A 25,981-nucleotide genomic window follows, 5' to 3' on the forward strand; every position below is an offset into this window, starting at 1 on the left:
TAAAAACCCTTAATGAAAACATAGTTTTCATTAAGGGTTTTCTTTACCCACGATCTTTTATCTCTACTCTTTTTTCAAAACTGCCTTTCCAGTGAAAAGATTCAAATCTATTTCGGGTGTATTGTATAGAGATACTTTTGCATCATCGCTAGCTTCTAGACTTAAGGTGCTTTTTACATTAACCTCTGCAGTAGCATTGTGGTTTATTTTTAATTCGAGAATATTAAAAATTAAGTTGGTCCCTTCGATAGAGGCTTTATCACTCAGTATCAATTGACCTTTTTTAATATCTCCTTCTATTCTTGCATCGACACGATCTTTCATATCTAACGCTAGACTGTCGTATCTGATCAATGCTTGTATTGCGGCGTTATCTTTAAGATTGATAACTGCTGTATGACCCCTCAGGTTCAATTCGGCTTTAGTGCTTTTCCCTGCGTTTAGAGTCAATCGTTCTATGCTAGCAGTTAAAAAAACTTCTGCATCTTCTCTTATATTCAATTCTAGTTCTTCAAAAACCAGACTGGTTAAAGAAGAAAGCTCTGCATGATCAGTAACGGTGATCGTTTTTAGTTCGGGTCCATATACAATACGAAATCTCATTTCCTTCTTGGAGCGTATGGTCGCGGTAGTGGTGACTATTAGTTTGCCATCTATCACACTTGTATTGAGGTGTTGGTGTATGTTAGAGTCTGTGGTGATTTCTATTTGTGGAGAAGCGCCAGCAACGATCTGGATTTCATAGTCACTGTTTATTTCTAGAGTTTTAAAAGGTTCAACAGATCGTATCTCTGTGGTAACCTCTCGGTTTCCCTTTACTTTGATAAGGTCTTGTGCACTTACTATTGTAGTGGTCAATGCAATAACAAAAAGTACTATTTTTTTCATGGCAATCATTTAATTTTCAAATATAAACAAAAACCGCCCCAACATGAATTGGAGCGGCTATGAGTTCTACATCTCAATCACAAGTGTAGAACGTCAACAGAAAGTTGTTTCTAATACATATCAGTTTCTGTAACGGTCACGCCGCCTATAGTTTTAGTTTTTGTAATCGTTATTTTGCCCACTCTTACACCACCTACTGTCAGCGGTTTTGTCACAGTCACTTTTTCGTCCTCCTCCTCAGAATACTTCCATTTACCATCTGTGGTATTTGTAGAATCAAGAATTTTGTCGGTATCCATATCGTTAGAGTCTCTAGCGTTATTGTCTTGAGATTCTTTTTTATCTTTTTCATGACAGTCCATACATACCGCTTTACCATTCTTAATTAGGTAGGTGTTATCTTTATTTCTACCCAAATCGAGAACATCATCTGCTATCCATTTATAGTAATTTTGTTGAAATATATTATTGAGTTTTGCCTTAGTACCTTCAGGTAAATATATTGTTACATTAACTTCTTGCCCCAATAACCCAGAGCCTTTTGGAGCGATGATATAATTGGGTGCGATAAACGTAGAGTCCGTAATTTCATAATCATATACCAATGATTCAGCATGTAATTTTGCGGTTTCAAAAGAGCCTCCTTTTGCTTTAAAGTTGAGATTTACATGAGCTAAACTATCCCTACTCACTGCAATGGCAACATGAACTTGATTGATTCTGATAGCTTTTTTCCCCTCGTAATCAATGACTTTAATCCCGTTTTTATTGACATAAATCTGGTTCCCTAGATCTCTATCCTTTAATAATTGCAAGTTGAATACCTTGGTTTTATCTATCTCAAATTCATTTACCTCAATTACATTACCGTCAAAGGCTTGACTAGCGGCTATTCTCGCAACAGATACACTAAGAACTATAACCGATATAATCCATAGAACAATCAAAACTATCTTTGTAGGCATTCCTATAGACTTCAAACTGTTTACTAATAATTTCAAACCTAGAATAGCTAGTATCAATAAAGGAATTCCGAAGGTTATAACTAGAGCAGTAAGTAATATCCAAGATGCTTCCTGTTGAGGAACAACGAGATCAAAGAAGTGAATGAGAGGCTGTCCATCTACATTTACAAAGCTTGCTGTTACCATAGAAACTATTAATCCTATAAGTGCAGTAGTGGCAGCTAAGAAAACAACCAGCCCTATTATTTTAACCAAAGCTTTTAAAAACCCTTTGATCAATCTTCCTAGAAAGCTAAAGAATCTAATCGATCCACGTTTTCCCTTTTGACCTACGATATGGTGGCTGGCGTCGGTCTGCCCATCAACCACAGGTTCAAAACCCTGCTTAAAATTCTCTTCAATATTTGATATGTTCACTTCTTTACCCATCATGGTAAGGCGCTGGTTGGTAGTCACCGCATCGGGCACAAGAATCCAAAGTAAAATATATAAAGGTATCACCCAGCCCCAGCTTATCAAAACCGCAACAACCAAAATAACACGCACCCAGACAGCTTCTATTCCTAAATAGTAACCAATCCCGCCAGCAACACCACCTACATATCCGCTTTGTGTGTCTCTAAACAGTTGTTTGTTTTTGCCGGTATTCCTGTATTTTCTCTGAGAAGTTTGCTCTTCAAAAATTTCTTCGTCCACCTCATAATCTTCGGGTTGCCCCATAATATTAATGACTTCCTCAACATGAGTGATGGAAATGACTTGCATTTCATTGGCTCTTTTCTCAAGAAAAAGCTCGGCAATGCGCGATTCTATATCGGTCATTATTTCGTCTGCACCGCTAGTACCGGCAAATGATTTACGGACTGCAGCGAGATAACGTTGCAGTCTTTGAAAGGCATCTTCATCTATATGGAAGAACAGCCCAGCGAGGTTTATATTGATGGTCTTGTTCATGATTTTGTTGTTTTGGATTTGGTCACTAAATTAACAGCATTTTTGAGATCGTCCCATGTTGTGGTGAGTTCTGTCAGGAAAATTTTACCTGTTTCGGTAAGTCCGTAATACTTACGTGGTGGTCCACCGGTACTTTCTTCCCAACGGTAGTTGAGCAGTCCAGCATTTTTAAGTCTAGTTAGTAGTGGGTAAATGGTTCCTTCTACCACCAGCATTTTAGCATCTTTTAAGCTGCTCAGAATCTCTGCCACGTAAGCATCTTCTTCCTTTAGGATGGATAGAATGCAGTACTCTAGTACGCCTTTACGCATTTGCGCTTTTGTGTTTTCTATCTTCATATTATTTTTTATTAGATCCTTCCACCTCTTCATGATGAGGTATAAAATGAATCGTTATAGGGTAGTCATAATCTTCACCATCATGTGCTTTTATAGCGGCTTTTATAGTGCAAACCAGGTCGATAATACCTAGGATAAGTATCGCTGTACCACATATAATACCGCTAGCTATTACCGTACTAAAAATTCCCATATCATTCCAAAAGGGAAAATTAGTACTGTTATCCATCGCTTCCCAAAGACTTGGGCCGCCAGAAATCATGGATCCTATAATGACACCACCACCTATAAAAGCCAGTACAATAGTATACAGGGTGATGCTGATTTGAAAGTTGATGGCTTGTTTTCCGTGTCGGTCTATAAAGTCAGATTTTTTAGAGTTGATCATCCATAAAAGAATGGGCAAGACAAAATTTCCTAAAGGAAAAAGCCATTTACCGAAGGTGAGTAAATGAATACCTGTAGCGATATTATTGTGGTTGTTTTGGTTTGTTGAATCCATAGCCTATTATTTTCTTATGCAAATATATGGTTAAAAGATAGTAATATGCAATACAAAGTACTAAAATATTTTTAATCTCAATATTTTTGACCGCTTCGATTTTTGGAAAGCGTTATAAATACACGCCTTTTCACTACTTTTACAGCCTTGAAAGTAAATTTAAAAATTATGATCACACCTCAGAAAATCAATGCTTTTACCTTTTTAAAGCTGCCGAGTTGCTGGTGGACAGGTGTGAGATGTCAAGAAATTGATGCAGAAAATTGTACCGTAAGTGTCCAACACAAATGGTTCAATCAGAATCCATTTAAGAGCATGTATTTTGCCGTACAAGCTATGGCAGCTGAGCTTTCTACTGGAGCTTTGGTCATGTCTTATATACAAAAAAGCGAGGCTAAGGTTTCTATGCTCGTAGCAAATAACAAAGCCACTTTTACTAAAAAAGCAACCGGACGCATTACTTTTAAATGCCACGATGGTCTTGCCATAAAAGAAGCAATAAAGAAAACTGTTGCTACCGGAGAAGGACAAACCCTGTGGATGACCTCAAAAGGAGTCAATGAAAAGGGAATTCAAGTAAGTGAGTTCCAATTTGAATGGACCGTGAAGAAGAAATAGTTTACCGTTTTGGTCTCTAGCAGGTAGGTTGCTTTTGTACTGCGCACGAAATGTTATTAGGTAGTGAACTCCCAGATAACCTGGTTGGAGATTTATAATTGAATAGGATTGTTAATTTCATATTTGTGAGGGATCTGCTTTTGTTATCTCAATGTTAGTTGGAACGTTCTCCAATACTTTCCCCTTTGGGGAACTGTATGACCTGTTCTGAGTTGCTGTTGAAGTAAGGAAAATGTCGCTTGCTTAATTTTTTCTTAGAGTTGAGAAATGGTAGTTTTTATTCTTAGAATTCATCAAAACGCCTTAAATAGTACTCGTAAAACATTTATTTTTATAATTCTAAAACCTTACTAGCTTTGCAATCGCTGGATGAGGTATGTAGCACAAAAAAACCAGGATTTTTTATGTTGAATTTATAAATAATTATGATTCTAGTGACTAATTTTACTTTATGAAAGCAGCTTTCCAGAAATACGTTTTAGAATTTAAGCAACCTGCGGGAACATCTCGTGGTGTTTTGAAAACTAAAAACACTTGGTTTTTAATGATAGATACTGGTGAGAAGAAAGGAGTAGGAGAAGTGAATATGTTTCAAGGCCTCTCTATCGATGATCGGCCAGACTTTGAAGAAAAACTGCAATGGACTTGTGACCACATCAACTTGCCACCTGTAGAAATGATGGGAGAATTGCAACAATGGCCTTCTATTTTGTTGGGCTATGAAATGGCGATTAAGTCTTTGCAGTCCAATGATCCTTTTACCTTGTTTCCTTCCATGTTTACAGAAGGGCAAGACGCTATTTCCATCAATGGACTGGTGTGGATGGGAAATCCTGATTTTATGATGCAACAGTTGGAAGAAAAAATCGCTTCTGGATTCCATTGTATTAAAATGAAAATAGGAGCTATAGATTTTGACGCAGAAATGGGTCTGTTGAAATTAATACGTTCTCGCTTTCGCGAAAGCGAGATTACCATAAGAGTAGATGCAAACGGTGCTTTCACTCCACAAAATGCATTGCAAAAACTAGAAGAAATTTCAAAATACCAAGTTCACAGTATAGAACAACCTATCCAACAAGGTCAGTGGCAAGAAATGGCGCAACTGTGCGAGCAAACACCGCTTGCTATCGCTCTTGATGAAGAGTTAATAGGTCTTTACGACAGCGCAGAAAAGAGTCAATGCTTGGATACCATCAAGCCACAATACATTATTTTAAAACCTGCCTTAATAGGTGGCTTTCAAAGCAGCAGAGAATGGATCAATCTGGCTACGGAAAAAAATATAAACTGGTGGATTACTAGCGCGCTAGAATCTAACGTAGGTCTTAATGCCATTGCACAATTCACTTATACGCTAGGTAATAAAATGCCACAAGGTTTGGGAACTGGATCGCTTTATACCAATAATATAGAAGCGCCATTAGAGATTAAAAAAGGTCATTTATGGTGTAACACATCCACCAGCTGGAATACTAATGATTTAAAATTATAGATATGTTTATTAAAAGAGGCGCTAACGGATTGCACGATACATGGAAATGGGTGATAGGCGCCATTGTTATTTTTCTAGGATGCCAGTTGTTAGGAGCTTTACCGTTCACTATTGCGGTATTTTACAAACAAATCTCAGCAAATGGGGTGGATGCAGTAGCTTCGATGGATGAATCTACCTTAATGACTACTTTTTCTAAAAACCTCACTTTTTTCTTATTGATGTTCAGTTTTGTGGTAGGAACTTTAACCTGGTGGATTTGGATCAAATACATTCATAAATTATCTTGGACAGAAACGACTACTTCACGTGTAGCATTTGATTGGAATAGAGCCTTTTTTGCCTTTGGAGTTGTAGGTCTTGTTTCTGTTGTTACGACAGCGCTAGGGTATTATTTAGAACCAGAAGTTTATATATGGAATTTTGATGCGACTAATTTTGCTTTACTTGCTGTGATTGCTATCGTTTTAGTTCCTATTCAAACCACTTGGGAAGAGTTGCTTTTTAGAAGTTATGCGATGCAAGGTTTAGGAATTATTGCCGGTAACAGAGCGGTTCCATACGTTATTACCTCGTTAGTTTTTGGGATGATGCACATTTTTAATCCAGAGATTGCAAAAATGGGTTATATAGTAATGATATGGTATATAGGAACTGGTTTTTTACTGGGAACAGTTACATTAATGGACGAAGGAACTGAACTTGCCATAGGTTTTCATGCGGCAAATAATCTTTTTATAGCCTTATTAGTAACCGCTGATTGGACTGCTTTCCAAACAGATTCTTTATTGATAGATACCTCAGACCCAACAGCAGACTGGACCACATTTATACCTATGTTGATATATTATCCAGCATTGATCTTGTTATTTGCTAAAAAATATAAATGGAACAATTGGAGTCAAAAATTGTTCGGTAAAATAGATGTCCCAGTTTTAAACAATACTTATGATCCCCAGAATACATCCAGCCTTTAAATTAAACGGTCATTCCTTGAATCAGGAAGGTGTCATGATTGTTGCCTACAGTTATATAAAAGAAGGTGAAGAATGGGAAAGACAAATAGGTGATTTTCTTCTCAGCTGGTTAGATGACTTTGATGTAGTTACTGTTAAAACTAGTGGCTCTACAGGTACTCCCCAGGAGTACAAACTAGATAAACAGCACATGATTAACAGTGCTGTGATGACAGGAAAACATTTTGATATAGGTGTAGAGAAAGATGTGCTTTGTTGTTTACCTTTGAGTTACATCGCTGGAAAGATGATGTTAGTACGTGCGATGACTTTAGGATGGCACCTCGACTTAGTAGAGCCCAGTACGATGCCACTCAAAAAATCCGAAAAGTGTTACGACTTTACAGCCATGTCCCCTTTGCAAGTGTCTAAGTCTTTAGAACATCTACATAAGACGAGAAAAGTCATTATAGGCGGTGGCGCAGTTTCTCAAAAGCTTGTTGAGAATTTACAGGGAAAACAAACCCGTGCTTATCATACGTATGGAATGACAGAAACAGCTTCTCATATCGCGGTAAGGGAGTTAAATCCCACTTATGAAGAGAGTTATACGGTATTGGAAAATGTCACCATCCATAAAGATTCAGAAGGAAAGTTAGTCGTTCATGCACCAGAACTTACTAGAGCCCCCTTGACCACAAATGATTTAGTCGAATTGATCGGTTCTAATCAATTCAAAATATTGGGTAGGGTAGATGATGTAATCAATACGGGCTCTGTAAAAGTTCATCCTGCTCAAGTAGAAGAAAGATTATCGCATCATATTTCAGAGTTGTTTTTTATATCGGGAGAAACAGACGAAGAATTGGGTCAAAAAGTAATTTTAATTATTGAGGGAAAAGAAAGAGACCTGCTAGGTGCCTTTAAAAAATTGGCAAAATTTGAAGTGCCTAAAAAGATTCACTTTGTTGACAAATTTGCTTTGACACATACTGGTAAAATGGATAAACGAGTGATTTTAGAAAATTTATTTTCTGATCATCGATAAAAGGTAAGGTACAGTATCAGTTTTCAAAGATCGATGACCAGTTGAACGATAAGTTTAGTAGCTTATTTTAAGTAACGGAAGGATGGTAAAGAAAAAAAATACGGCTGTAAACTACTTATCTATCTTTTTACGGATAAGGTCAGTAGCTTGATCTAACATGCGATACACGTTCTCAAAACCTTGAGAGCCACCATAATAAGGATCAGGTACGTCTAAGTTTTCATCAGGGAATACTTCGTCCATGATTTTGATTACCTTTTTCATCTCTTCTTCATCGCTAGTCATGGCAATAACGTCTAGATAGTTAGATCCATCCATTACGTACAAATAGTCATAGACTTTAAAGTCTCTCTTTACTAACTGGCGGCTTTTTTGTTGAGAAATATCAATGCCATTTTTACGTGCAACAGCAATGGATCTTTTATCAGGAGCCTGTCCTTTATGGCCATTACTGGTTCCCGCACTATCGACCATGAATTTTGTGAAGTTAAGTTTTGATCTCATCAGGCCTTCGGCAAGTGGAGATCTACAAATATTCCCTAAACATATCATCAATATGTTTGTTTTCTCGCTCACTAATTGGATAGTTTTTTACGAAGATCTTCCACATATTTATTGAATTGCTTATCAGTAGAAGCAAGGTTGTCAACAGTTTTACAAGCGTGGAGAACGGTAGCGTGATCACGTTTCCCTATTTGGGTCCCTATGCTTGCTAAAGAGGCTTTAGTTAGTTTTTTAGAAAAATACATGGCAAGTTGTCTCGCTTGTACAATATGTCGTTTACGCGTTTTTGATTGTAAAGTCTCTACATCCATAGAGAAATAGTCACTGACTACCTGCTGTATTTGATCTATGGAGATTTCACGTTTTGTATTCTTAACGTAGTTTTCTACAATCTTACGAGCAAGCTCTATAGTAATGTCTTTGCGGTTAAAAGAAGAATGAGCAATTAAAGAGATTATAGCCCCTTCTAATTCTCTAATGTTCGTTTTAATATTGTCTGCTAGATAATGAATAACATCATCATCCATCTCCACACCATCTCGGTATAGTTTATTTTTAATTATCGAAACACGAGTCTCATAATCTGGATGATTCAACTCTGCACTCAATCCCCATTTGAATCGAGAAAGAAGTCTTTGTTCAATATCCTGCATATCTACAGGTTTCTTATCACTGGTTAGAATCACCTGTTTGCCATTTTGATGCAAGTGGTTAAATATGTGGAAGAATACATCTTGGGTACTGGCTTTACCAGCAAAAAACTGGATGTCATCTACTATAAGCACGTCCACAATCTGATAGAAATGAATAAAATCATTTCTGTTATTCTTACGTACCGACTCTATATACTGTTGTGTAAACTTTTCTGCGCTGATATAAAGAACCGTTTTATCAGGGTAGTTTTCCTTTATTCCTACGCCTATAGCGTGGGCAAGGTGTGTTTTTCCTAATCCTACACCACCAAAAATGAGTAGCGGATTAAAAGACGTGCCTCCAGGTTTGTTAGCAACTGCCATTCCAGCACTACGTGCTAGCCTATTTGAATCTCCTTCTAGAAAGGTTTCAAAATTATAAGAAGGATTCAATTGGGACTCAATTTTCACATTTCTTATACCAGGAATTATAAATGGGTTTTTAAGTTCTGGACTTTTACTTCTCACTGGAGAATCTACCGACTGTGAGTTGTTAATAGAACGATTGCTACTAGGTATTTTCTCCGTGAAGGCTTCCATACCTTTCGTAGGGTTTTCCATTCTGATAGCATATATTAATTTTGCTCCTTCCCCTAGTTCACGGGTGAGCGCAGCCTTTAATAATTTTATATAATGTTCTTCTAGCCATTCATAAAAAAAACGGCTAGGCACTTGTATACTTAGAGCAGTATCAGTTAGCTTTACAGGTTTAATAGGTGCAAACCAAGTTTTGTAAGCTTGCGGTGCAATGTTATCTTTTATGAAAGCAAGACAATTGTCCCATACCGATTCTGAAGTCAGTGCCATAAAGGTTGTTTTTTGTATTAGAGTTGGGTCGATTTATAATCTGAAATTACAAAGAGATCTTGTCGTTTTAATCGATGACAAATATGTGTATAAAAAACCTAAAAAAAAATTTATTTTAGGTTTGATTTCTGAAAAAAAAGTTGCATAACTCGCTTTTTTAAACATTGTTAATAATAATAAATAATATGTTACCAGTAAGTATAAAAATAAATCCTAGATATTCAGAAACGGATCAAATGGGAATCATTCATCATGCTAACTATTTGATCTACCTAGAACAAGCGAGGTTAGAATGGTTAGAGCAGTTGGGTTTCTCATATGCCAAAATGGAAAAAGATGGTGTCCTTCTACCCGTGTATAATATCGATATTACCTACAAAAAACCGATTAAATTGGGAGATAAAATTACGGTCAGAATTAAGCTCAAATCTCTCCCTACAACGAAGGTTATTTTTGATTACGAGATAGTTAATCAAAGGGATCAAATTTGTAGTACTTGTGAGCTAACTTTAGTTTTTACAGATGCTCAAACATTTAGACCTAGAAGGCCTATAGCAAATTTTTTATCTGCATGTCAACAACTAGTTTAAATTGAAATATCTTATATACTCGCTTTTCGAACTATAAAATTCTAATAAATATCCTTTAAAACAATGCTTCAAGAACTTTTTTCTGACTTAAAACACGAGCTAAGAGGTGCGCTTCATAAAAAGAAGCATCCTTTTAAATATGTGACTTTATCAACCGTTGATGAACAAATGGCACCGCGATCCCGAACAATAGTGTTGAGAGAAGTTTCAGAATCTCTCGAATGTATTGTCTTTACAGATGCTCGATCTGAGAAAGCTGTTCATCTCAATAGGAATAATAAAGCCTGTATGCTTGCCTATCATCCTAAGAAATTGATGCAACTGAGACTGGATGGTGAGTTAGTAATTATCGAAAACCCATTAGAAATTAAAAGATTGTTTCAAAAAGTCTCAGAAAACGCGATTAAGGATTATACCACTACAATGCCCCCTGGGAGTATTATCGATAGTCCAGAGCACGTTAATTATGTCACCAGAAAAGAAAATAATTTTTTAGCTCTAAAATTCGTCCCTCATTCTGTGGAGTATTTGAGACTTAAAAGACCTAACCATTTGCGCGCTATTTTTAAAATTGAAGACGGTTGGAAAGGCGAGTGGATAGTTCCTTAATCGGGAATTTTTGAAGTTATAGGGTACATCCTATGTATGGTTTCACAAATCTCTTTTTGTTGGGATACTGGAACCGCAACAGTTATGATACAGGTGGTGGTTAGTTCTTGAAAGTTTATTTTAAAGTTGTTTTCATCGATATACCGCATTACTTGACTCATTTGTGGATATTCAAAATGGATCTCTACATTTGCTGTAATAGTTCTTGTAATTATTTTTGCGTCGGTTAGGGCTAGTTTTGCAGTCTCACGATAAGCAGAAATCAAACCACCTATTCCTAATTTTGTACCACCGAAGATTCTCGAGACCACTATAAGAACATCACTAAGCTCATGAGCGAGAATCTGACCTAAAATAGGGTCTCCAGCACTGTGACTAGGTTCTCCATCATCATTTGCTCTATAATTATCGTTTCCGGCACCCAATTTCCAGGCATAACAGTGGTGTCCCGCTTTAGAATGTGTACTGCGCAATGGAGCAATAAGGTCGTTTACTTCCTCCGAACTGCTTATGGGAAAGGCATAACCATAGAATTTACTTCCGCGGTCTTTATATAGGATTTCTTTTGTTGGTTTTACGATGGTTTTGTACGAGTCAGTCAATTGTAAAATTATGTTAAAGAAAATTTAATAGTATGTAGAAGTGATGGATTGATATATTTTAGCAAAATAACCATAAAACTTCATCATGAAAAAGTTCTATACCTTATTATTTTTCGTAACGGCTTTAATCGCTTGTGATACAGAACCTCTAGACCCTAGTCTTAACACTGGCGGAACAACTGGTAACGTACCTGGTGGAGGGAATGTTACGGACTCTATAGTTGGTGATTGGCTGTATACAGATGTGATAACTACAACGACAACAACGACTACTGTAATGGGGAACGCTGTTACTTTTGTTGCCCTTGTTGAATTTGTAAGTTCAGATGTACTCCTAACTTTTAATTCTGACGGAACCTATACGTGCATAGGAGATTTAACATTTGAATCATTTGTTGATGGAGTCTCTTTTGGGAATCAAACCAGCGCGCTTAACGATGCTGGAACTTATCTAATCACTGGAGATGTTATAGAATTCAGTAGTACCACGCCTGGTTCTTCGTCTCTATTTGCCTCAGATGATACCGAGATCATAATCGACACACTGGATGCTGTTGATTTAGTTTTTGAAATTACTGGTTCCACAACTCAAAATGCTGGTGGAGGGACTTTAGTAATAGATACTGATGGTTCAGCCGACTTTGAAAGGCAATAGAACTGATAGATTCTAATTAAAAGTATCTCTTCATCTAAAAACTTTTTTTATGTCAGGTTCCTGACCTGATCTGCCTCATGCTCATTTTTTAATTTTAAAATAAAATTAGAAAGCAATCATAAGAATAGCTGCAACAGCCACTACAATTCCTATATAATTTTTAGGAATCAGTTTTTCCTTGAAGAGTAAAATTCCTAATAACGAGGTGAAAAGGACGGTTCCTACGTGGTTGATGGGATATACCACACTACTTTCCATACCATTTTTAAGTGTTTTAATAATGAAATATATGGAATAGTAATTTGGTATTCCTAAAATAATTCCTGCGATTAGAGATTTAATAGTAAGAAATCTCTTTTGAGTAGCTTCGTATATAAGGATAAGTATACCTAGTACAAAAGCCGTCGCAAAACACATGGCGCTGAATAAAGGCTCTTCGCCAGGAAGAACATGCGTTTTCTCAACATACTTTAGTGTCGTATCAATAACGCCGCTGCCTATGAATAAAATTATAGGTAGAACGAGCAAGCTCGTATTAAATTTTAAACGATCCCTAGACTTTACAGAGGTGAGGTAAACGGAGGTTAAAGCCAGAAGAATGCCAGCTATCTTTATCCATCCTATAGATTCTTCATACAACCAGAATCCAGCCATTACGGGAATAACTAGTGACATTTTACCAGCTACAGCGGCAACAGACAAGCCATTTTTTTGACTGGTTAGCGCCATGATATTAAATATGAATATAAATAAAGCGCCTAAAAATAGAGCGTAGAACAACCAGTCGGCACTTATGATTTGTTCTACCTCTGGTACGCTTCCATGAGCTATAAAGCCAGTGACACAGGCAACGATATAATTAAGGATGATCGCGTGAAGTGTATGGACTTTAAAAACTTCAAAATACTTAAAAATCACATAAAGCAGACTTGATGTGGTAATGCTTAAAATTAGCCAAATCATATATTCCAATATATTTTTAAAACATCATTTTTGATGTTTTTGCGTTTTTTGATCTGGTAGTTCCCTTTCAAAATAGGTGCCTTTAAGCCTTGATAAAATAAAATTTCAGTGCCCATAAATTGGTAGGCTTCATCCCATTTTTGCACATCGATAAAAGCCTGAATAGTGGTGAAACCGCCTTCTATAATCACAGATTGAATTCTGTTTTTATAAAGTGCTTTTAGAATTCCCTCTACATCAGTGGATGTATGGTTTAATTTTAAAGTCGGAGCAGTGCTGTTCATAACTTTAAAATCAGCAGTGATGCTATTTTTTGAATCCAGTACGACACGTCTAGGGTGAACTCCCTTCCAGTCGCGGCAGGTAAGCGACGGGTTGTCGTCTAACACGGTCTTGGCACCTACGAGAATAGCATTCTCTTCGGCTCTTAATCGATGCGAGAGTTGTCTGGAATACGGAGTAGTAATCCAGATGGGTTTTTGCTCTTCTTTTTGAACGGGTGCTATAAAACCATCGCTAGTTTCTGCCCATTTTAATATAATATACGGACGTTGTTTTGTGTGAAAGGTAAAAAAACGTTTATTCAATTCGTTGCATTGCTTTTCTAAAACGCCCACAATTACTTCAATTCCAGCTTCTTTTAATAAAGCAACACCTTTTCCAGCTACTTTTTCATGTGGATCTAGCGTTCCTACGACTACTTTTTTAAAGCCTTTTTTGATAATCAAGGATGCGCAGGGTGGTGTTTTTCCCGTGTGGAAACAGGGTTCTAGGTTGACATATAATACCGCTTTCGCAAAAGCGGACTCCGCACAACCTTTTTTCTCAGCATCTAGCACCGCATTTACTTCAGCATGTGGCTCTCCAGCTTTTCTATGCCATCCTTCCCCTAGAATATCTCCACTACCAGAAACAATAACACTTCCCACTAGTGGATTAGGATAGGTGGTGCCCAATCCGTTTTGTGCCAGTTGCAAACAACGCTGCATGTAGTCTTCTTGTATAGTCATCGATTACAAAGGTACGGACGAATTAAAATCAAAATCAAAATAAAATCAAAAACAAGTTTTGAGTTTGTGAGTCTCTGGGTTTATTTCATATTTTATTACAATTGTATGCTATTTAAGGAGCATCTATATGCTGTAAACATGTTGCTCGAAGTATGTTAAGAGCGAGGACTGAGGCTCTCGAAGTCGGCAGTTTAAAATCAAAATGATACCCATTTACAATATTAGTTCTGGTACTGTCTGTGATAACTACATAATGGTTTTGCTAAAATTTAAGCCAAAATAATAAAAGCTATGCTGGAGCCGCAGTCGATAGCTACCGAGAAGGCATAATGATCAATTTTGTTCAAATAACAGTAACGTTACATTAATATCAGACCAAAATAGCAGTCGGAGCTATGTTCTTAAATGAGTACTGAAGCGCCTAATTTTTTGTAAAGCAAAACTCATTCTTTAATCGCGATAAATTAGATTTGCATTATGGAAATTCGCAAAATAGTGCCCAAAGATAATAAAACTATGAAAGATATTATACAGGCGTCCATTTTAGAGCATGGTGCTCCTAAAATAGGAACAGCGTACAGTGATGCTTCAACTCAAGCTATGTATGAGTACTATCAAAAACCACGCAGGACGTATTATGTATTAGAAGTGGATGGTGTCGTACTCGGTGGTGCAGGTGTTGCTCCACTTGATAATTATAAGGGTAATGTGAGTGAACTTCAAAAAATGTATTTCAAACCAGAAGCGCGCGGTAAAGGGTACGGAAAGAAAATGATGCAGGTTTGTCTGAAACGTGCTGTCCAATTAGGTTTTGAAAGCATCTATTTAGAAACCATGGATAATATGTACGAGGCACAAGGCTTGTATAAAAACGTAGGTTTTACACTACTTAAGCAGCCATTAGGGGATACGGGTCATTTCTCATGTCCCGTGCAGATGCTTAAAACTTTTTAAACTTGCATTAAGTACTGAGCTGCTCAAATCTCTGTTGTTGTCATAAAATGTATGGTGGAGCGGCAGTCGGGATCTATAATTTGTTCAAAAATTTAATCCTGAAATTTAAAGTGAAATAGTGGAAGTTATGTCTAGAATATTGTTTTTGGCCCTTGAGGAAGGTATTTTCTTTTTTTTAGCTTCTACCGATTTAGGATTCAATTGCCGCATATAAATCGCTTTTTTCACCTTTCTTGTTCTTGAATAAAACATTTCTTTAACACAGGCTACGCTGCGATTTTTGCTTCTATAAACGTAAAAACGATTCAATTTAGTTACAAGCGATTTAAAAAAAAATGGTAGTACTCGATAACGGTGTTTCCATAAAACAAGGAATAGATCAAAATAACGCACCGCACGGTAAAGATGGTTTGCCTAAAAATAATTTTAATGATAAATGAGGAGTGGCAATAGGCATTAGTCGGGTAGATTTTCAACAAGCTCAAAATAGGAGTATGTATTGGTTTATGTCTGATTCTCAGCTTTTAGTTGCTTTTTATTTTTATCAAAATCAAGAGCTCCTTTTCTCAGTCCTTGATAAGTTGTTAAAAGGTATTTTTGGGAAGGGAAAGGAGGGCAAATGGGAGTTTATGGAAATTTGATCGGAAAGGTTGAAAAATGCTTTTACCTTTGCCCAATGACTCTCAACCAATTCAAAACTCTGTATCAAGAACAACTGGCGCCGCTCTACCCAGAAAATGAAATTTATAGCCTGTTACAAATAGTCTGTGAAGATCTATTGAACTGGTCACGCTCTGATTTTATGAGGAATAATAGAGAAGAAATGAATCATCTGCAAGAAGAGGTTCTTCACAAGTCATTGAGAGATTTACGCACTTCAAAACCGGTTCAATACATTACTGGTAAAGCACATTTCTACGGTCATGAGTTTGCGGTAAATGAGCATACTTTAATTCCGCGTCAGGAAACAGAAGAGTTAGTTCATATGATTATCAAAAATCATAAGTCAGAAACCTACCTCAATATGATCGATATTGGAACAGGAACTGGTTGTATAGGTTTATCGCTTAAAGACGCTATGCCTAGCTGTAGCATGACATTGGTTGATGTTTCCAAGCAAGCGTTAGAAACGGCACAATCAAATGCCAGCCACTTAAAAACTCCTGTAAAAACCATCTTACAAGATGTACTTAGATTAAAGGAGTTGCCAGAAAAGTATGATGTTATCGTTAGCAATCCGCCATATGTCAGAAATTTAGAGAAACAAGAGATTCATGATAACGTACTCAAGAACGAGCCTCATATAGCATTGTTTGTAGACGACAGCAATGCATTGATTTTTTATCGCAAGATTTTAGAGCTGGCCCAAAACTCTTTAAAACCAAAAGGAACTGTATACTTTGAAATCAATCAATACTTATCTGAAGAGATGAAAGCACTCGGCACAGAATTAGCTTTTGATTCTGAAGTTTTTAAAGACTTGAATGGTAATTATAGAATGATGAAGTGCGAGAGAATTTGAATTTGAACTCCAACTAGAACTTGAATAACGATTAGAGAATATCGAAATTTTACATTAAATGAAGTCAAACCTAAATCCCTTCCGCTGGAAGGGATTTAGGTTTGACTTTAACTTTATGCTCGAATCTACGATAAACTAAGTTAGAGACATTATAACGTTTTTGGACTCTCGCTCGAACTGGTATTTGCTATCAAAAATAATTTTCAAATCAATTTTCACAACCTTTTTCTTCTAAAAACTTTAGTGGCATTGTCTTTAATGGGAAGAATGCTTTTGCCTAATTTATTGAAATTCATTATAGATCGAGATCAGTGATCAACCTGTTCAGGCTTTTATATTCAAACACGGGCTCCACATCACTTGCTGTTTCAAAGATTATGGTCTTTGTCTTATTCGGCTCCAAGTCAAAGAAATTATCGCTGAAATGCCCTTTTAAATTAGTAAAGAAAAACACATCTTTAGCAAAAGCGGCCGATTGCAATTTAATTTGATAGCCGCCGTCTATTTTTTTACTGATCCATTCTAAATTCTCATTAGGTAAGTCCAAAACCTTTGGGCTTGTCAAAATATCAATTACTTTGCTGGAATCAAACTCAGTAGAAACATAAACTTTTCTCAGATCTATACCTAAAGTTTTCAACTTGACTTCATGAAATTGATTGCTGGAATTCGTTCTAGCAGTTCCTATAAAAGATTTTTTATATAATTCTTTGCCATCAAAATCTTTGATCACCATCGTATAGCCACCAGTGATGTCGTACAGATGGTCATTCACTATACAGCTGTACAATACACCCTCTTTTACATAATTACTGATCAATACATTCTCAAAATCACGTTTTACTTGATAATGTAAAGCTTTCCAATTCCCAAAATGATCAATACTGGACCAACTCACAGCAGGCCAGCAGTCATTTAACTGCCAGTAAAGCGTTCCCATATTATAAGGTCTGGCGCGCCTATGCGACTGGAAACCTTTTGACATTCCATAGGCTTGTAATAGGTGACTTACATAGACATAATCTTCATCGTTTGTAGGGACTGGGAAATTGCGTTCCATGTATTCTAGGATAAGTTCGTTCCCGCGTTCGTGTTTTTGGTGTGAGGCATAATCTTTCGATTTTATATCCAGACTCCCATCTTTATTAATGTAACGTATCGCCTCATAGGAAGGATGCGCTTGAAAGCCAAATTCGCTCATAAACCGAGGTACATGTTCTTCAAAATGTTCAAACGGATAGCCATCATGCCATACCCGCCAATCGTGCGCATCGCCTTCAAATTCATAGCGCGGATTCCCACGACCTAACTGAGGTGTACTTTCCCAGTAAGGTTCTTTGGTGAGCTCGCTCACGTATTTAGGCATCGCAATTTGAAAAACAGAGCGGTAATCTTCCCAAATAAGATCCCGTTCTATTTGTGATCTTCCATTTTGCCAGCCCCAATTGTGCCAGGCTTCACTGGTTTCATTATTACCGCACCACAACGCAATACTGCTGTGATTGCGCAGTCTAGTGACCTGCTGGGTTATTTCGTTGGTTACGCTTTCACGAAAGTGTGCATCACCAGGATACATCGCACAAGCAAACATAAAGTCTTGCCAGATTAAGATTCCTTTTTCATCACATTTTTCATAAAAAATGTCCTTCTCATAACTACCACCACCCCAAACGCGCAGCATGTTCATATTGGCGTCCACTACATCACTGAGAAGCTTCTCATAATGCTGGTCGGTGACAAGATCCTGCATGGAGTTTTGAGGAATGTAATTAGCACCTTTCATGTAAACAGGAACGCCGTTTACCTCAAAATAGAAAGAAGTGCCGTCTTTATCAGGTTTATTGATCAGCTCTATGGTACGGATACCTCTTTTGAGCTTTTTAGAATCGATGAGTTCCCCTTTTTTTGAAATCAAGATTTCGATGTCATATAAATAGGGCTTACCTATATTATGGGGCCACCAGAGATGCGCCTTGCTAATTTCAAAATGTACTTCTTGTGTAGCGTGGGACTGAGATTGTAACAAGGAATCTGTGATTTTAATAGGATAGATGCTGTCATTCACCTTAATTTGATAGGTTAGTGGGTCCGAGACAGCTGTAGAAAGCTTTATTTGTGCTGTTAGATTTGCGGTAGAATCTTGTATATAATTCTGTTTGATATAAATATCTTCTATTTTAAAATGATTGTAGGCTTCCAGATAGATAGGTTTTATAATTCCCATGGTATTGAGTTTGGGTCCCCAATCCCAGCCGTATTGAAATTGCGCTTTGCGCGTGTATACTCGGTTTCCTTCGGGTAATACATATGGATTTGCCGCAGCTTTTTCTCTCCCTATTTCTAGTGGGGAATGCAAGACAACTACCAGCTCATTTTCTTTTTTTAGAAGAGGCTTCACCTCTTTTTTCCAATGTAAAAAAGCATTGTCCGTTTCTAGAATCTCGATGCCGTTGAGAAGAATAGAAGCGTAGGTATCTATTCCTTCAAAATGTAATTCTAGGTGTTCTTTTTCTAGCGTTTTAGCACCTACATTAAATTGCGTTTTGTATGTCCAGGTAGTCTCAGTAAGCCATTGCAATTGATCTTCATTATTCCCTTTAAATGGATGTTTTGTTTTACCTATAATGGCACTGTGAACGGTAGACGGTATTCCAATGGAATCTGCGACTGGATGTGTAAATTCTTCTAGATATAATTCCCAAGGAGTATCTAAGTATTGTCTTTGTAAATTAGGTTTTTTTTCTTGACAAGAATAACAGAAGACGAGCAAAAGTAAAAGCACACTATACCTCATGATGACTATTTTTAAGAATGGCTTTTATTTGGTTGGTATCAGAAATTACTTCTATGTTTTCTTGAATAAATTTAAGCGAATTCATAGGTGCTAAAGTACGTGTAGTTTGTTCTATAATCTCTGTTGCGCTGGCATGAATTTCTTTAAATCTCATTTGATAAAATGCGATACAATTAGCAGCATTGATTCCGCCACCTGGCATAATTATAAGTTTATTCCCAGCGATTTTTTGGTCTTCGGTAAGATTATCGATACCTAAAACCGCACTTTTCGAACTACCAGAAGATAGAATTCTATCCACACCGATTTCAATAAGTTGATCAATTGCTTCAAATGTATTTGAGACATGATCGTAAGCTCTGTGAAAAGTAAAGCTCATTGGTTTAGCTAGTTCAACCAATGCTTTTGTAGATTCTAAATCAATCGTAAAATCTTCATTTAAAACGCCAGAAACAATTCCTGCACAGCCCAATTCTTTACAAAGCTGGATATCACGTTTCATTATATCCAATTCGTCATCACGATAAACAAAATTTCCAGAACGTGGACGTATCAATACCATTACTGGGATAGTGAGTTCTTCCATCACTTTTTTAAGTAATCCATAACTAGGAGTGATGCCACCTACGGCCAGCTCGCTGCATAATTCTATGCGGTGCGCTCCTGCATTTTGAGCATTGATGGCACTTTGATAATTGGAAGCGCAAATTTCTAGTAGCATATTAGTTGATGATGATTTCGTCTATAAAAGTCCAAGCTTTATTTCCAGCACCTTGTTTGCCCTCTGGGATAATGCCGTAGTTGGGAATATTAAATTTTAGTGAATTAATTTTTTTGTTTTCAAACCCTTTAAAGCGTTTCAAGTTGTAATTCGACAATATCAGAGTGTTATCATTTTTAGGTAATCCAACTAAATCACTTATCATCCCATTTTTAGTTTCTAAGAAAATATAATATTTTTCTGGCGCATAAACCCATTGCCCTGTCGCATTATAAAACCTCAATTTAATTTCGTCAACTAAAATAGGTTCTTTAAAAGTAATTTCAATCTCTATATCATCGCCCCAAAACCCTAGCCACTCGCTATCTCCATAACGCGAGTCACTTCCTTTAATTCCGTTAATTAAACCTTGTGCGCCACTGCCTGGATAGGATTTATTGGGTTCTTTATTGATGGTAATCGTTGCGCCTACGCCTTTATGGTAAAGCAGCTGTTGTTTGAAAACCTTGCCTAATAATTTTCCTTCTTTAAATACACCAGCATTTATGGAGAGGTTTTTTGTAAAAGGAATGGCTTGCTTATAAATCGCAGAAGTGGCAGTAGGTTTTGAGCCATCTGTTGTGAAGCGTATTTCTTTCCCTAGGCTTGCTGTGCTTAATTTATACTGCTGTTGGTCGTTTAAAAATCCTTTAACTTCATACAGATGGTTGGCATAATTGATATCTAGTGCCTCCATTCTTTGATGAAAATATTCCACACGATTTATAAAACTAGAATAGTTTTTGTTTTCTGCTTGAGTCCAAGCCACCTCGCTCATAGCGAGCATGCGAGGAAAAGCCATGTATTCTACTTGGTCGCTGGTGGTCATGTATTCTGTCCATAGATTTCCTTGGGGTCCTATAATGCGTTTTGCTTCTTCGGCAGTGAGTTCTTTAGGAATCGGGTTAAAATTATAGACTTTTTCTAATGCTAGGAAGCCGCCTATTGCGGTGGGTTCGTTTTCGTTCTCACTTTGATAATAGTCAAAATAGGAATGAGAAGTAGGCGTCATGATGACGTCGTGACCCGACTTTGCTGCTTCAACAGCGCCTGTGGTCCCACGCCAGCTCATCACCGTTGCATTAGGCGCCAGTCCACCCTCAAGAATCTCGTCCCATCCTATGATGTTGCGGCCTTTAGAATTTAGGTATTTTTCTATGCGTTGAATAAAATAGGATTGCAGTTCGTACTCATCTTTCAGTCCATTTTCTTTGATGACTTGTTGCGCAACTGGACTTGATTTCCATTGTGTTTTAGGCGCTTCATCACCGCCTATGTGAATGTAGGGCGACGGGAACAATTCCATGACTTCATCCAGTACGTTTTCTAAGAAGGTAAAAGTTTCTTCGTCCGGACAATAGATAGTTTCAAAAACGCCCCATTCTGTCGCTACGTTCACCTTTTCTGGGGTACATCCCAATTCTGGATAGGCAGCAATGGCAGCTTGTGCGTGACCTGGCATTTCTATTTCTGGGATGATGTTGATGTGTCGCGCTTTCGCGAAAGCGATCACCTCACGAATCTCTTCCTGTGTGTAAAAACCACCGTACTTTTTAGTATCATATAAACGTGGTGAGTCGTTATAATGTCCCATCAGAGTACTGTCGCGATAAGCCGCAATTTCTTGAAGTTTGGGGTATCTCTTAATCTCAATGCGCCAGCCTTGATCATCTGTAAGATGCCAGTGAAAGGTATTCATCTTGAGCAGGGCCATCGCATCTATATATTTTTTGATAAACTCCACATCAAATAGGTGTCTCGAAACATCGAGATGCATGCCGCGATAAGAAAAACGCGGTTCATCCTTTATGGCGACCGCAGGAATGTGAAGGAGGTGATTTTCCTTAGATTTTTCCAACTCCAAGGGAAGGAGTTGGATCAAAGTCTGGACGGCATAAAAAGCTCCTGCGTCTGTGCTGGCTTTAAGGAGTACCTGTTGCGCATTAGTTTCTATGGTATAGCCTTCGGCGGCTGTTATCGAGGGATCAAATTCAAATAGAATGACATTTTCTGTGGCGTATTTTGTTTCCCAACTGCGGTTGGTTTCAACTTCTAAAAAACTTTTTAAAAAATTAACAGAATGCGTAAAGTCATCTGCATTTCTGATAACGGTCGACTGGTCAATAGTAAAACGACCAGGAAGAACTTGTAGCGATTGAGGTGCGGGAATGACAGAGGGACTCGACAGTTTTATCTCTGGCTCCCTGCATGACAACAGTGTTAATATCAAACTGCAAAGAATTAAAAATCTAGCGCTCATTATTGTATTTTAGAATTTTAAAATTAGAGCAGAAGATAGCACATTTTCTATGAGTCCAAAAGAACAAATACAATCCTTACGTATCGAGTTGCGTGAGCACAATTATAACTACTACGTTAATGATAATCCTACCATATCAGACTTTGAGTTTGATAAAAAGCTGGAGCAATTAAAAATGCTAGAAACCGCTCATCCTGAGCTGTATGATGCGGCCAGTCCGTCCCTAAGAGTAGGTGGCGAGGTGACTAAAAACTTCAAGACCATTAAGCACATCAATCGCATGTACTCACTGGATAACTCCTATTCCATAGAGGATCTGAAAGATTGGGAAGCCCGCATAAAAAAAATCGTTGATGGAGAGATTCAATACACCTGCGAACTCAAATACGACGGTGCCAGTATAAGTTTGCATTACGAAAACGGAAAATTTGTTCAAGCGGTCACTCGTGGTGATGGAAATCAAGGCGATGAAGTAACGGCAAATGTGCGCACCATTAGATCGGTTCCATTGCAATTGAAAGGTGATGAAATTCCTGAAAAATTTGAAATACGAGGAGAGATCGTATTGCCATGGGAGGGTTTTCATAAAATGAATAAAGAACGTGCTGAACAAGGTCTTGATTTATACCGCAACCCGCGCAATACGGCTAGTGGGAGTTTGAAACTTCAGGATAGTGCTGAGGTGGCAAAACGACCTTTAGACTGTCTGTTGTATTCGCTCGCTGGAGATAATTTGCCTGTGAAAACACAATCGGACTCTTTAGAATATGCGAGAAAATGGGGGTTTAAAGCACCTAAGGAATCGAAACTAGTTCCTTCTATTGAAGAAGTTTTTGAGTTTATCAATCATTGGGATATCGCAAGAAAAGAATTGCCTTATGAAACGGATGGAGTAGTAGTAAAGGTCAACTCACTGCGCCAGCAAGAAGAGCTAGGTTTTACGGCAAAATCTCCTAAATGGGCGATGGCCTATAAATTTGCCGCAGAGCAAGTGTCTACCAGATTAGAAGAAATCACGTATCAAGTAGGCCGCACAGGTTCGATAACTCCAGTGGCAAATCTTGAAGCAGTAGAGATATCAGGAACAACGGTAAGACGCGCCAGTTTGCACAATGCCGACCAAATTGAAAAGCTAGACATAAGAGTCGGTGATGAGGTATATGTAGAAAAAGGGGGCGAGATCATTCCTAAAATAATCGCGGTAGATGTATCTAAGAGACCAGAAAACTCTGTTCCTACCGTTTATGCCACGCACTGTCCAGAATGTCATACAGAGTTAGTTAGGAAAGAAGAAGATGCCAAGCATTTTTGTCCTAATGAAATGGCATGTCCACCACAGGTAAAAGGAAGAATAGAGCACTTTATCTCGCGTAAAGCCATGGATATAGACGGAATAGGAGCAGAGACAGTAGGTCAATTAGTAGCGTCTGGGCTCATTCACAACTATGCCGATTTATACGACCTGACGGTGGAACAAGTATTACCATTAGAGCGTATGGCACAAAAAAGTGCTGAAAATATGGTCCGTGGTATCGCAGCGAGTAAACAAGTTCCTTTTGAGCGGTTGTTGTTTGGTTTAGGAATTAGGTACGTAGGTGAAACAGTGGCTAAAAAACTAGCTAAGTTCTATAAAAATATGGACGCTTTAATGGCTGTGTCACTTGCGCCGGATAAAGAAAACATAGACCTGTTTGCAGATCTTACAAGTCCAGCTGATAAGAAAATAGAAGAGTTAAGCGGTATCCCAGAAATAGGAATTGCCATAGCGCAATCTGTCGTAGAGTTTATAGCCAATGAACAACAAGTAGAAATAGTGAATCGATTGCAAATAGCCGGCTTACAATTTGCATTATCTGAAGAACAATTGGAAGGTCAAACGGATAAGTTGTCAGGAAAAAGCTTTGTTATTTCAGGCGTGTTTGAAATGTCTAGAAATGATTTAAAAAAGCTCATTGAAGATAATGGAGGTAAGGTCGGTAGTTCTCTTTCTAGCAAAACAGATTATTTAGTGCGTGGAGAAAGTATGGGGCCTTCTAAATTAGAGAAAGCAAATAAGTTAAATATCACTATGATTAGTGAGCAGGAGTTTCTAATTATGGTTTAGACCTGTAAAAGAGATTCTTTTATAAGGTGCTGCTTGAGTAGTTAACTTACTTCTTCCCCATGCTGACTTGCGTCCAGGCCGCGCTCTTCTTGTACAGCGGTAACTCGAATGGGTAGCAGTAGGTCTACTATTTTATAAAGTGTCAGACTGCCAGCAAATGTAAAAATAGAAACTCCTATCAGTGTAATGATATGCCACATGAAAGTAGCTGTCTCGCCATGTATCAAACCTACATCTTTAGCAAATACGGCAGTTAATAACATCCCTACTATACCGCCCACACCATGACTAGGAAACACATCAAGCGTGTCATCTATTCCTGTTTTTGAAAACCATGAGATAGCTAGGTTACTAGTTATAGCTGCCACAAAACCTATGAATATACTTTGTGATATGGTCACAAAACCTGCTGCTGGAGTAATGGCTACCAGTCCTACTATTGCGCCAATACAGGCTCCTACAGCACTCATCTTGCGATTCCTAAATCGTTCATAAAACATCCAAGTAATCATGGCTGTTGCGCTGGCTATGTTTGTGTTGGCAAAAGCGATCACGGCATCGGTATTTGCAGCAAGTGCACTACCTGCGTTGAATCCAAACCATCCAAACCAAAGCAGTCCAGTTCCTAGAATGATATAAGGAACGTTTGCAGGATCATGCGTAATTTTTTTGCGCTTTCCTAAAAATACAGCACCAGCAAGTGCTGCAAATCCGGCGCTCATGTGAACCACTGTTCCTCCAGCAAAATCCAATACTCCTAAATTACGCAGTAATCCGTCAGGATGCCAAGTCATGTGAGCCAGTGGAGCGTATATAAATAGGGTGAATAATACCATGAATAATATATAACTTCTAAAACGCACACGCTCTGCAAAACTCCCTGTAATCAATGCTGGTGTGATGATGGCAAATTTGAGTTGGAATAAAGCAAAAACTAAAAAGGGAACGGTTCCAGCAAAGTCTGGATTAGGAGCTAGTCCTACATTTTTAAAATTGAAAAAGGTCATAGGATTTCCTATAATACCATACCAACTTTCTCCAAAGGCAAGAGAGAAACCTATAAGTACCCAAAGAATACTCACCACGCCCAGTGCGACAAAGCTTTGAAGCATAGTAGAAATCATGGATTTTTTATGGACCATGCCGCCATAGAAAAAGGCAAGTCCTGGCGTCATTAATAATACAAAAGCAGATGCTATTAACATCCAGGCAGTATCACCACTATCAATAGCGCTCATGTCTCCATTTTCAGTATAAGGACTGCTATATATTAAACTAATTAAAACTAAAGCTGCAAGAACTATAAAATTGACCTTTCTTCCCATTTTGAAATCATTTGGTTGATTTTTCAAATATAGGGTATGAGTTTAAAATACGTAAGATATTTTATC

General features: G+C 37.7%; 23 protein-coding genes. 10 read left to right on the forward strand and 13 right to left on the reverse strand.

Translation table 11 applies throughout. From position 1 onward, the window contains the following. Positions 1-63: 63 nt before the first annotated feature. From ACJAT0_RS00965 to ACJAT0_RS00980, 4 genes are all read right to left on the reverse strand, one after another. Positions 64-888, reverse strand: a complete 825-nt coding sequence (locus ACJAT0_RS00965; protein WP_415180142.1) for a GIN domain-containing protein — start codon at positions 886-888, stop codon at positions 64-66. 110 nt (positions 889-998) lie between these two features. Beyond that, positions 999-2,807 (reverse strand): PspC domain-containing protein, encoded by a 1,809-nt coding sequence (locus tag ACJAT0_RS00970; RefSeq protein ID WP_415180143.1) that lies wholly within the window; start codon positions 2,805-2,807, stop codon positions 999-1,001. Beyond that, positions 2,804-3,145 (reverse strand): PadR family transcriptional regulator, encoded by a 342-nt coding sequence (locus ACJAT0_RS00975; RefSeq protein ID WP_374003666.1) that lies wholly within the window; start codon positions 3,143-3,145, stop codon positions 2,804-2,806. The genes ACJAT0_RS00970 and ACJAT0_RS00975 overlap by 4 nt, the downstream gene beginning before the upstream one ends. Position 3,146: 1 nt before the next feature. Beyond that, positions 3,147-3,647, reverse strand: coding sequence for a DUF4870 domain-containing protein (locus tag ACJAT0_RS00980; RefSeq protein ID WP_415180144.1), 501 nt, complete (start codon positions 3,645-3,647; stop codon positions 3,147-3,149). Positions 3,648-3,812: 165 nt separating this feature from the next. On the opposite strand from ACJAT0_RS00980, the gene ACJAT0_RS00985 reads away from it, so the two are divergent. The 4 genes from ACJAT0_RS00985 to ACJAT0_RS01000 all read left to right on the forward strand — a co-directional run bounded on the left by ACJAT0_RS00985 (position 3,813) and on the right by ACJAT0_RS01000 (position 7,764). Further along, positions 3,813-4,265, forward strand: coding sequence for a DUF4442 domain-containing protein (locus ACJAT0_RS00985; RefSeq protein WP_374003697.1), 453 nt, complete (start codon positions 3,813-3,815; stop codon positions 4,263-4,265). A 451-nt stretch (positions 4,266-4,716) separates the two neighbouring features. Continuing rightward, positions 4,717-5,760 carry an o-succinylbenzoate synthase gene (locus ACJAT0_RS00990; RefSeq protein WP_415180145.1) on the forward strand — a complete coding sequence of 348 codons (1,044 nt, stop codon included), beginning with the start codon at positions 4,717-4,719 and terminating at the stop codon, positions 5,758-5,760. Between the two features lie 2 nt (positions 5,761-5,762). After that, entirely contained in the window at positions 5,763-6,737 is a 975-nt protein-coding gene (locus ACJAT0_RS00995; protein ID WP_415180146.1) for a lysostaphin resistance A-like protein, read from the forward strand. Next, positions 6,709-7,764, forward strand: a complete 1,056-nt coding sequence (locus ACJAT0_RS01000; RefSeq protein ID WP_415180147.1) for an AMP-binding protein — start codon at positions 6,709-6,711, stop codon at positions 7,762-7,764. Before ACJAT0_RS00995 ends, ACJAT0_RS01000 begins: the two co-directional genes overlap by 29 nt. Positions 7,765-7,875: 111 nt before the next feature. Here the strand turns inward: ACJAT0_RS01000 and ACJAT0_RS01005 are convergent, their stop codons facing one another. Both ACJAT0_RS01005 and dnaA read right to left on the reverse strand, forming a co-directional pair. Beyond that, positions 7,876-8,316, reverse strand: a complete 441-nt coding sequence (locus ACJAT0_RS01005; RefSeq protein WP_415180183.1) for a low molecular weight protein-tyrosine-phosphatase — start codon at positions 8,314-8,316, stop codon at positions 7,876-7,878. A gap of 23 nt (positions 8,317-8,339) precedes the next feature. Continuing rightward, a complete protein-coding gene (gene dnaA / locus ACJAT0_RS01010; protein WP_374003671.1) occupies positions 8,340-9,767 on the reverse strand; it encodes a chromosomal replication initiator protein DnaA in 1,428 nt (475 codons plus the stop codon). A 185-nt stretch (positions 9,768-9,952) separates the two neighbouring features. On the opposite strand from dnaA, the gene ACJAT0_RS01015 reads away from it, so the two are divergent. Continuing rightward, complete coding sequence (locus ACJAT0_RS01015; RefSeq protein WP_415180148.1) at positions 9,953-10,357, forward strand: acyl-CoA thioesterase; 405 nt, start codon at positions 9,953-9,955, stop codon at positions 10,355-10,357. 63 nt (positions 10,358-10,420) lie between these two features. Continuing rightward, positions 10,421-10,966, forward strand: a complete 546-nt coding sequence (locus tag ACJAT0_RS01020; protein WP_415180149.1) for a pyridoxamine 5'-phosphate oxidase family protein — start codon at positions 10,421-10,423, stop codon at positions 10,964-10,966. On the opposite strand, the gene ACJAT0_RS01025 is transcribed toward ACJAT0_RS01020, so the two are convergent. Further along, positions 10,963-11,568 (reverse strand): IMPACT family protein, encoded by a 606-nt coding sequence (locus ACJAT0_RS01025; protein ID WP_415180150.1) that lies wholly within the window; start codon positions 11,566-11,568, stop codon positions 10,963-10,965. The two genes, ACJAT0_RS01020 and ACJAT0_RS01025, sit on opposite strands and share 4 nt — an antisense overlap. 85 nt (positions 11,569-11,653) lie before the next feature. On the opposite strand from ACJAT0_RS01025, the gene ACJAT0_RS01030 reads away from it, so the two are divergent. Continuing rightward, positions 11,654-12,223, forward strand: a complete 570-nt coding sequence (locus tag ACJAT0_RS01030) for a hypothetical protein (RefSeq protein WP_415180151.1) — start codon at positions 11,654-11,656, stop codon at positions 12,221-12,223. A gap of 105 nt (positions 12,224-12,328) precedes the next feature. Here ACJAT0_RS01030 and ACJAT0_RS01035 read toward each other — a convergent pair whose 3' ends face one another. Together ACJAT0_RS01035 and ribD are read right to left on the reverse strand one after the other, a co-directional pair. Then, positions 12,329-13,186 (reverse strand): EamA/RhaT family transporter, encoded by an 858-nt coding sequence (locus ACJAT0_RS01035; RefSeq protein WP_415180152.1) that lies wholly within the window; start codon positions 13,184-13,186, stop codon positions 12,329-12,331. Continuing rightward, positions 13,183-14,196: a bifunctional diaminohydroxyphosphoribosylaminopyrimidine deaminase/5-amino-6-(5-phosphoribosylamino)uracil reductase RibD gene (gene ribD / locus ACJAT0_RS01040; protein WP_415180153.1), complete on the reverse strand. Its 1,014-nt coding sequence runs from the start codon at positions 14,194-14,196 to the stop codon at positions 13,183-13,185. Before ribD ends, ACJAT0_RS01035 begins: the two co-directional genes overlap by 4 nt. Positions 14,197-14,673: 477 nt before the next feature. On the opposite strand from ribD, the gene ACJAT0_RS01045 reads away from it, so the two are divergent. Further along, a complete protein-coding gene (locus ACJAT0_RS01045) occupies positions 14,674-15,150 on the forward strand; it encodes a GNAT family N-acetyltransferase (RefSeq protein WP_415180154.1) in 477 nt (158 codons plus the stop codon). A gap of 676 nt (positions 15,151-15,826) precedes the next feature. Then, entirely contained in the window at positions 15,827-16,672 is an 846-nt protein-coding gene (gene prmC, locus ACJAT0_RS01050) for a peptide chain release factor N(5)-glutamine methyltransferase (protein ID WP_415180155.1), read from the forward strand. 295 nt (positions 16,673-16,967) lie between these two features. On the opposite strand, the gene ACJAT0_RS01055 is transcribed toward prmC, so the two are convergent. From ACJAT0_RS01055 to ACJAT0_RS01065, 3 genes are read right to left on the reverse strand one after another with little or no spacing between them, the layout of a single operon-like run. Continuing rightward, a complete protein-coding gene (locus ACJAT0_RS01055) occupies positions 16,968-19,466 on the reverse strand; it encodes a beta-mannosidase (protein ID WP_415180156.1) in 2,499 nt (832 codons plus the stop codon). Next, entirely contained in the window at positions 19,456-20,187 is a 732-nt protein-coding gene (locus ACJAT0_RS01060; protein ID WP_415180157.1) for a copper homeostasis protein CutC, read from the reverse strand. The genes ACJAT0_RS01055 and ACJAT0_RS01060 overlap by 11 nt, the downstream gene beginning before the upstream one ends. A 1-nt stretch (position 20,188) precedes the next feature. Beyond that, positions 20,189-22,486, reverse strand: coding sequence for a family 20 glycosylhydrolase (locus ACJAT0_RS01065; RefSeq protein WP_415180158.1), 2,298 nt, complete (start codon positions 22,484-22,486; stop codon positions 20,189-20,191). A 49-nt stretch (positions 22,487-22,535) separates the two neighbouring features. Here ACJAT0_RS01065 and ligA point away from each other — a divergent pair, with 49 nt between their 5' ends. Then, the gene (ligA, locus tag ACJAT0_RS01070) at positions 22,536-24,590 is read left to right on the forward strand and encodes an NAD-dependent DNA ligase LigA (protein WP_415180159.1); all 2,055 of its coding nucleotides are present in this window, start codon (positions 22,536-22,538) and stop codon (positions 24,588-24,590) included. A 41-nt stretch (positions 24,591-24,631) separates the two neighbouring features. Here ligA and ACJAT0_RS01075 read toward each other — a convergent pair whose 3' ends face one another. After that, complete coding sequence (locus ACJAT0_RS01075) at positions 24,632-25,915, reverse strand: ammonium transporter (RefSeq protein WP_415180184.1); 1,284 nt, start codon at positions 25,913-25,915, stop codon at positions 24,632-24,634. Between the last annotated feature and the right edge of the window lie 66 nt (positions 25,916-25,981).

The sequence above is a fragment of the Nonlabens sp. genome, assembly GCF_047636915.1.
Lineage (GTDB): Bacteria > Bacteroidota > Bacteroidia > Flavobacteriales > Flavobacteriaceae > Nonlabens.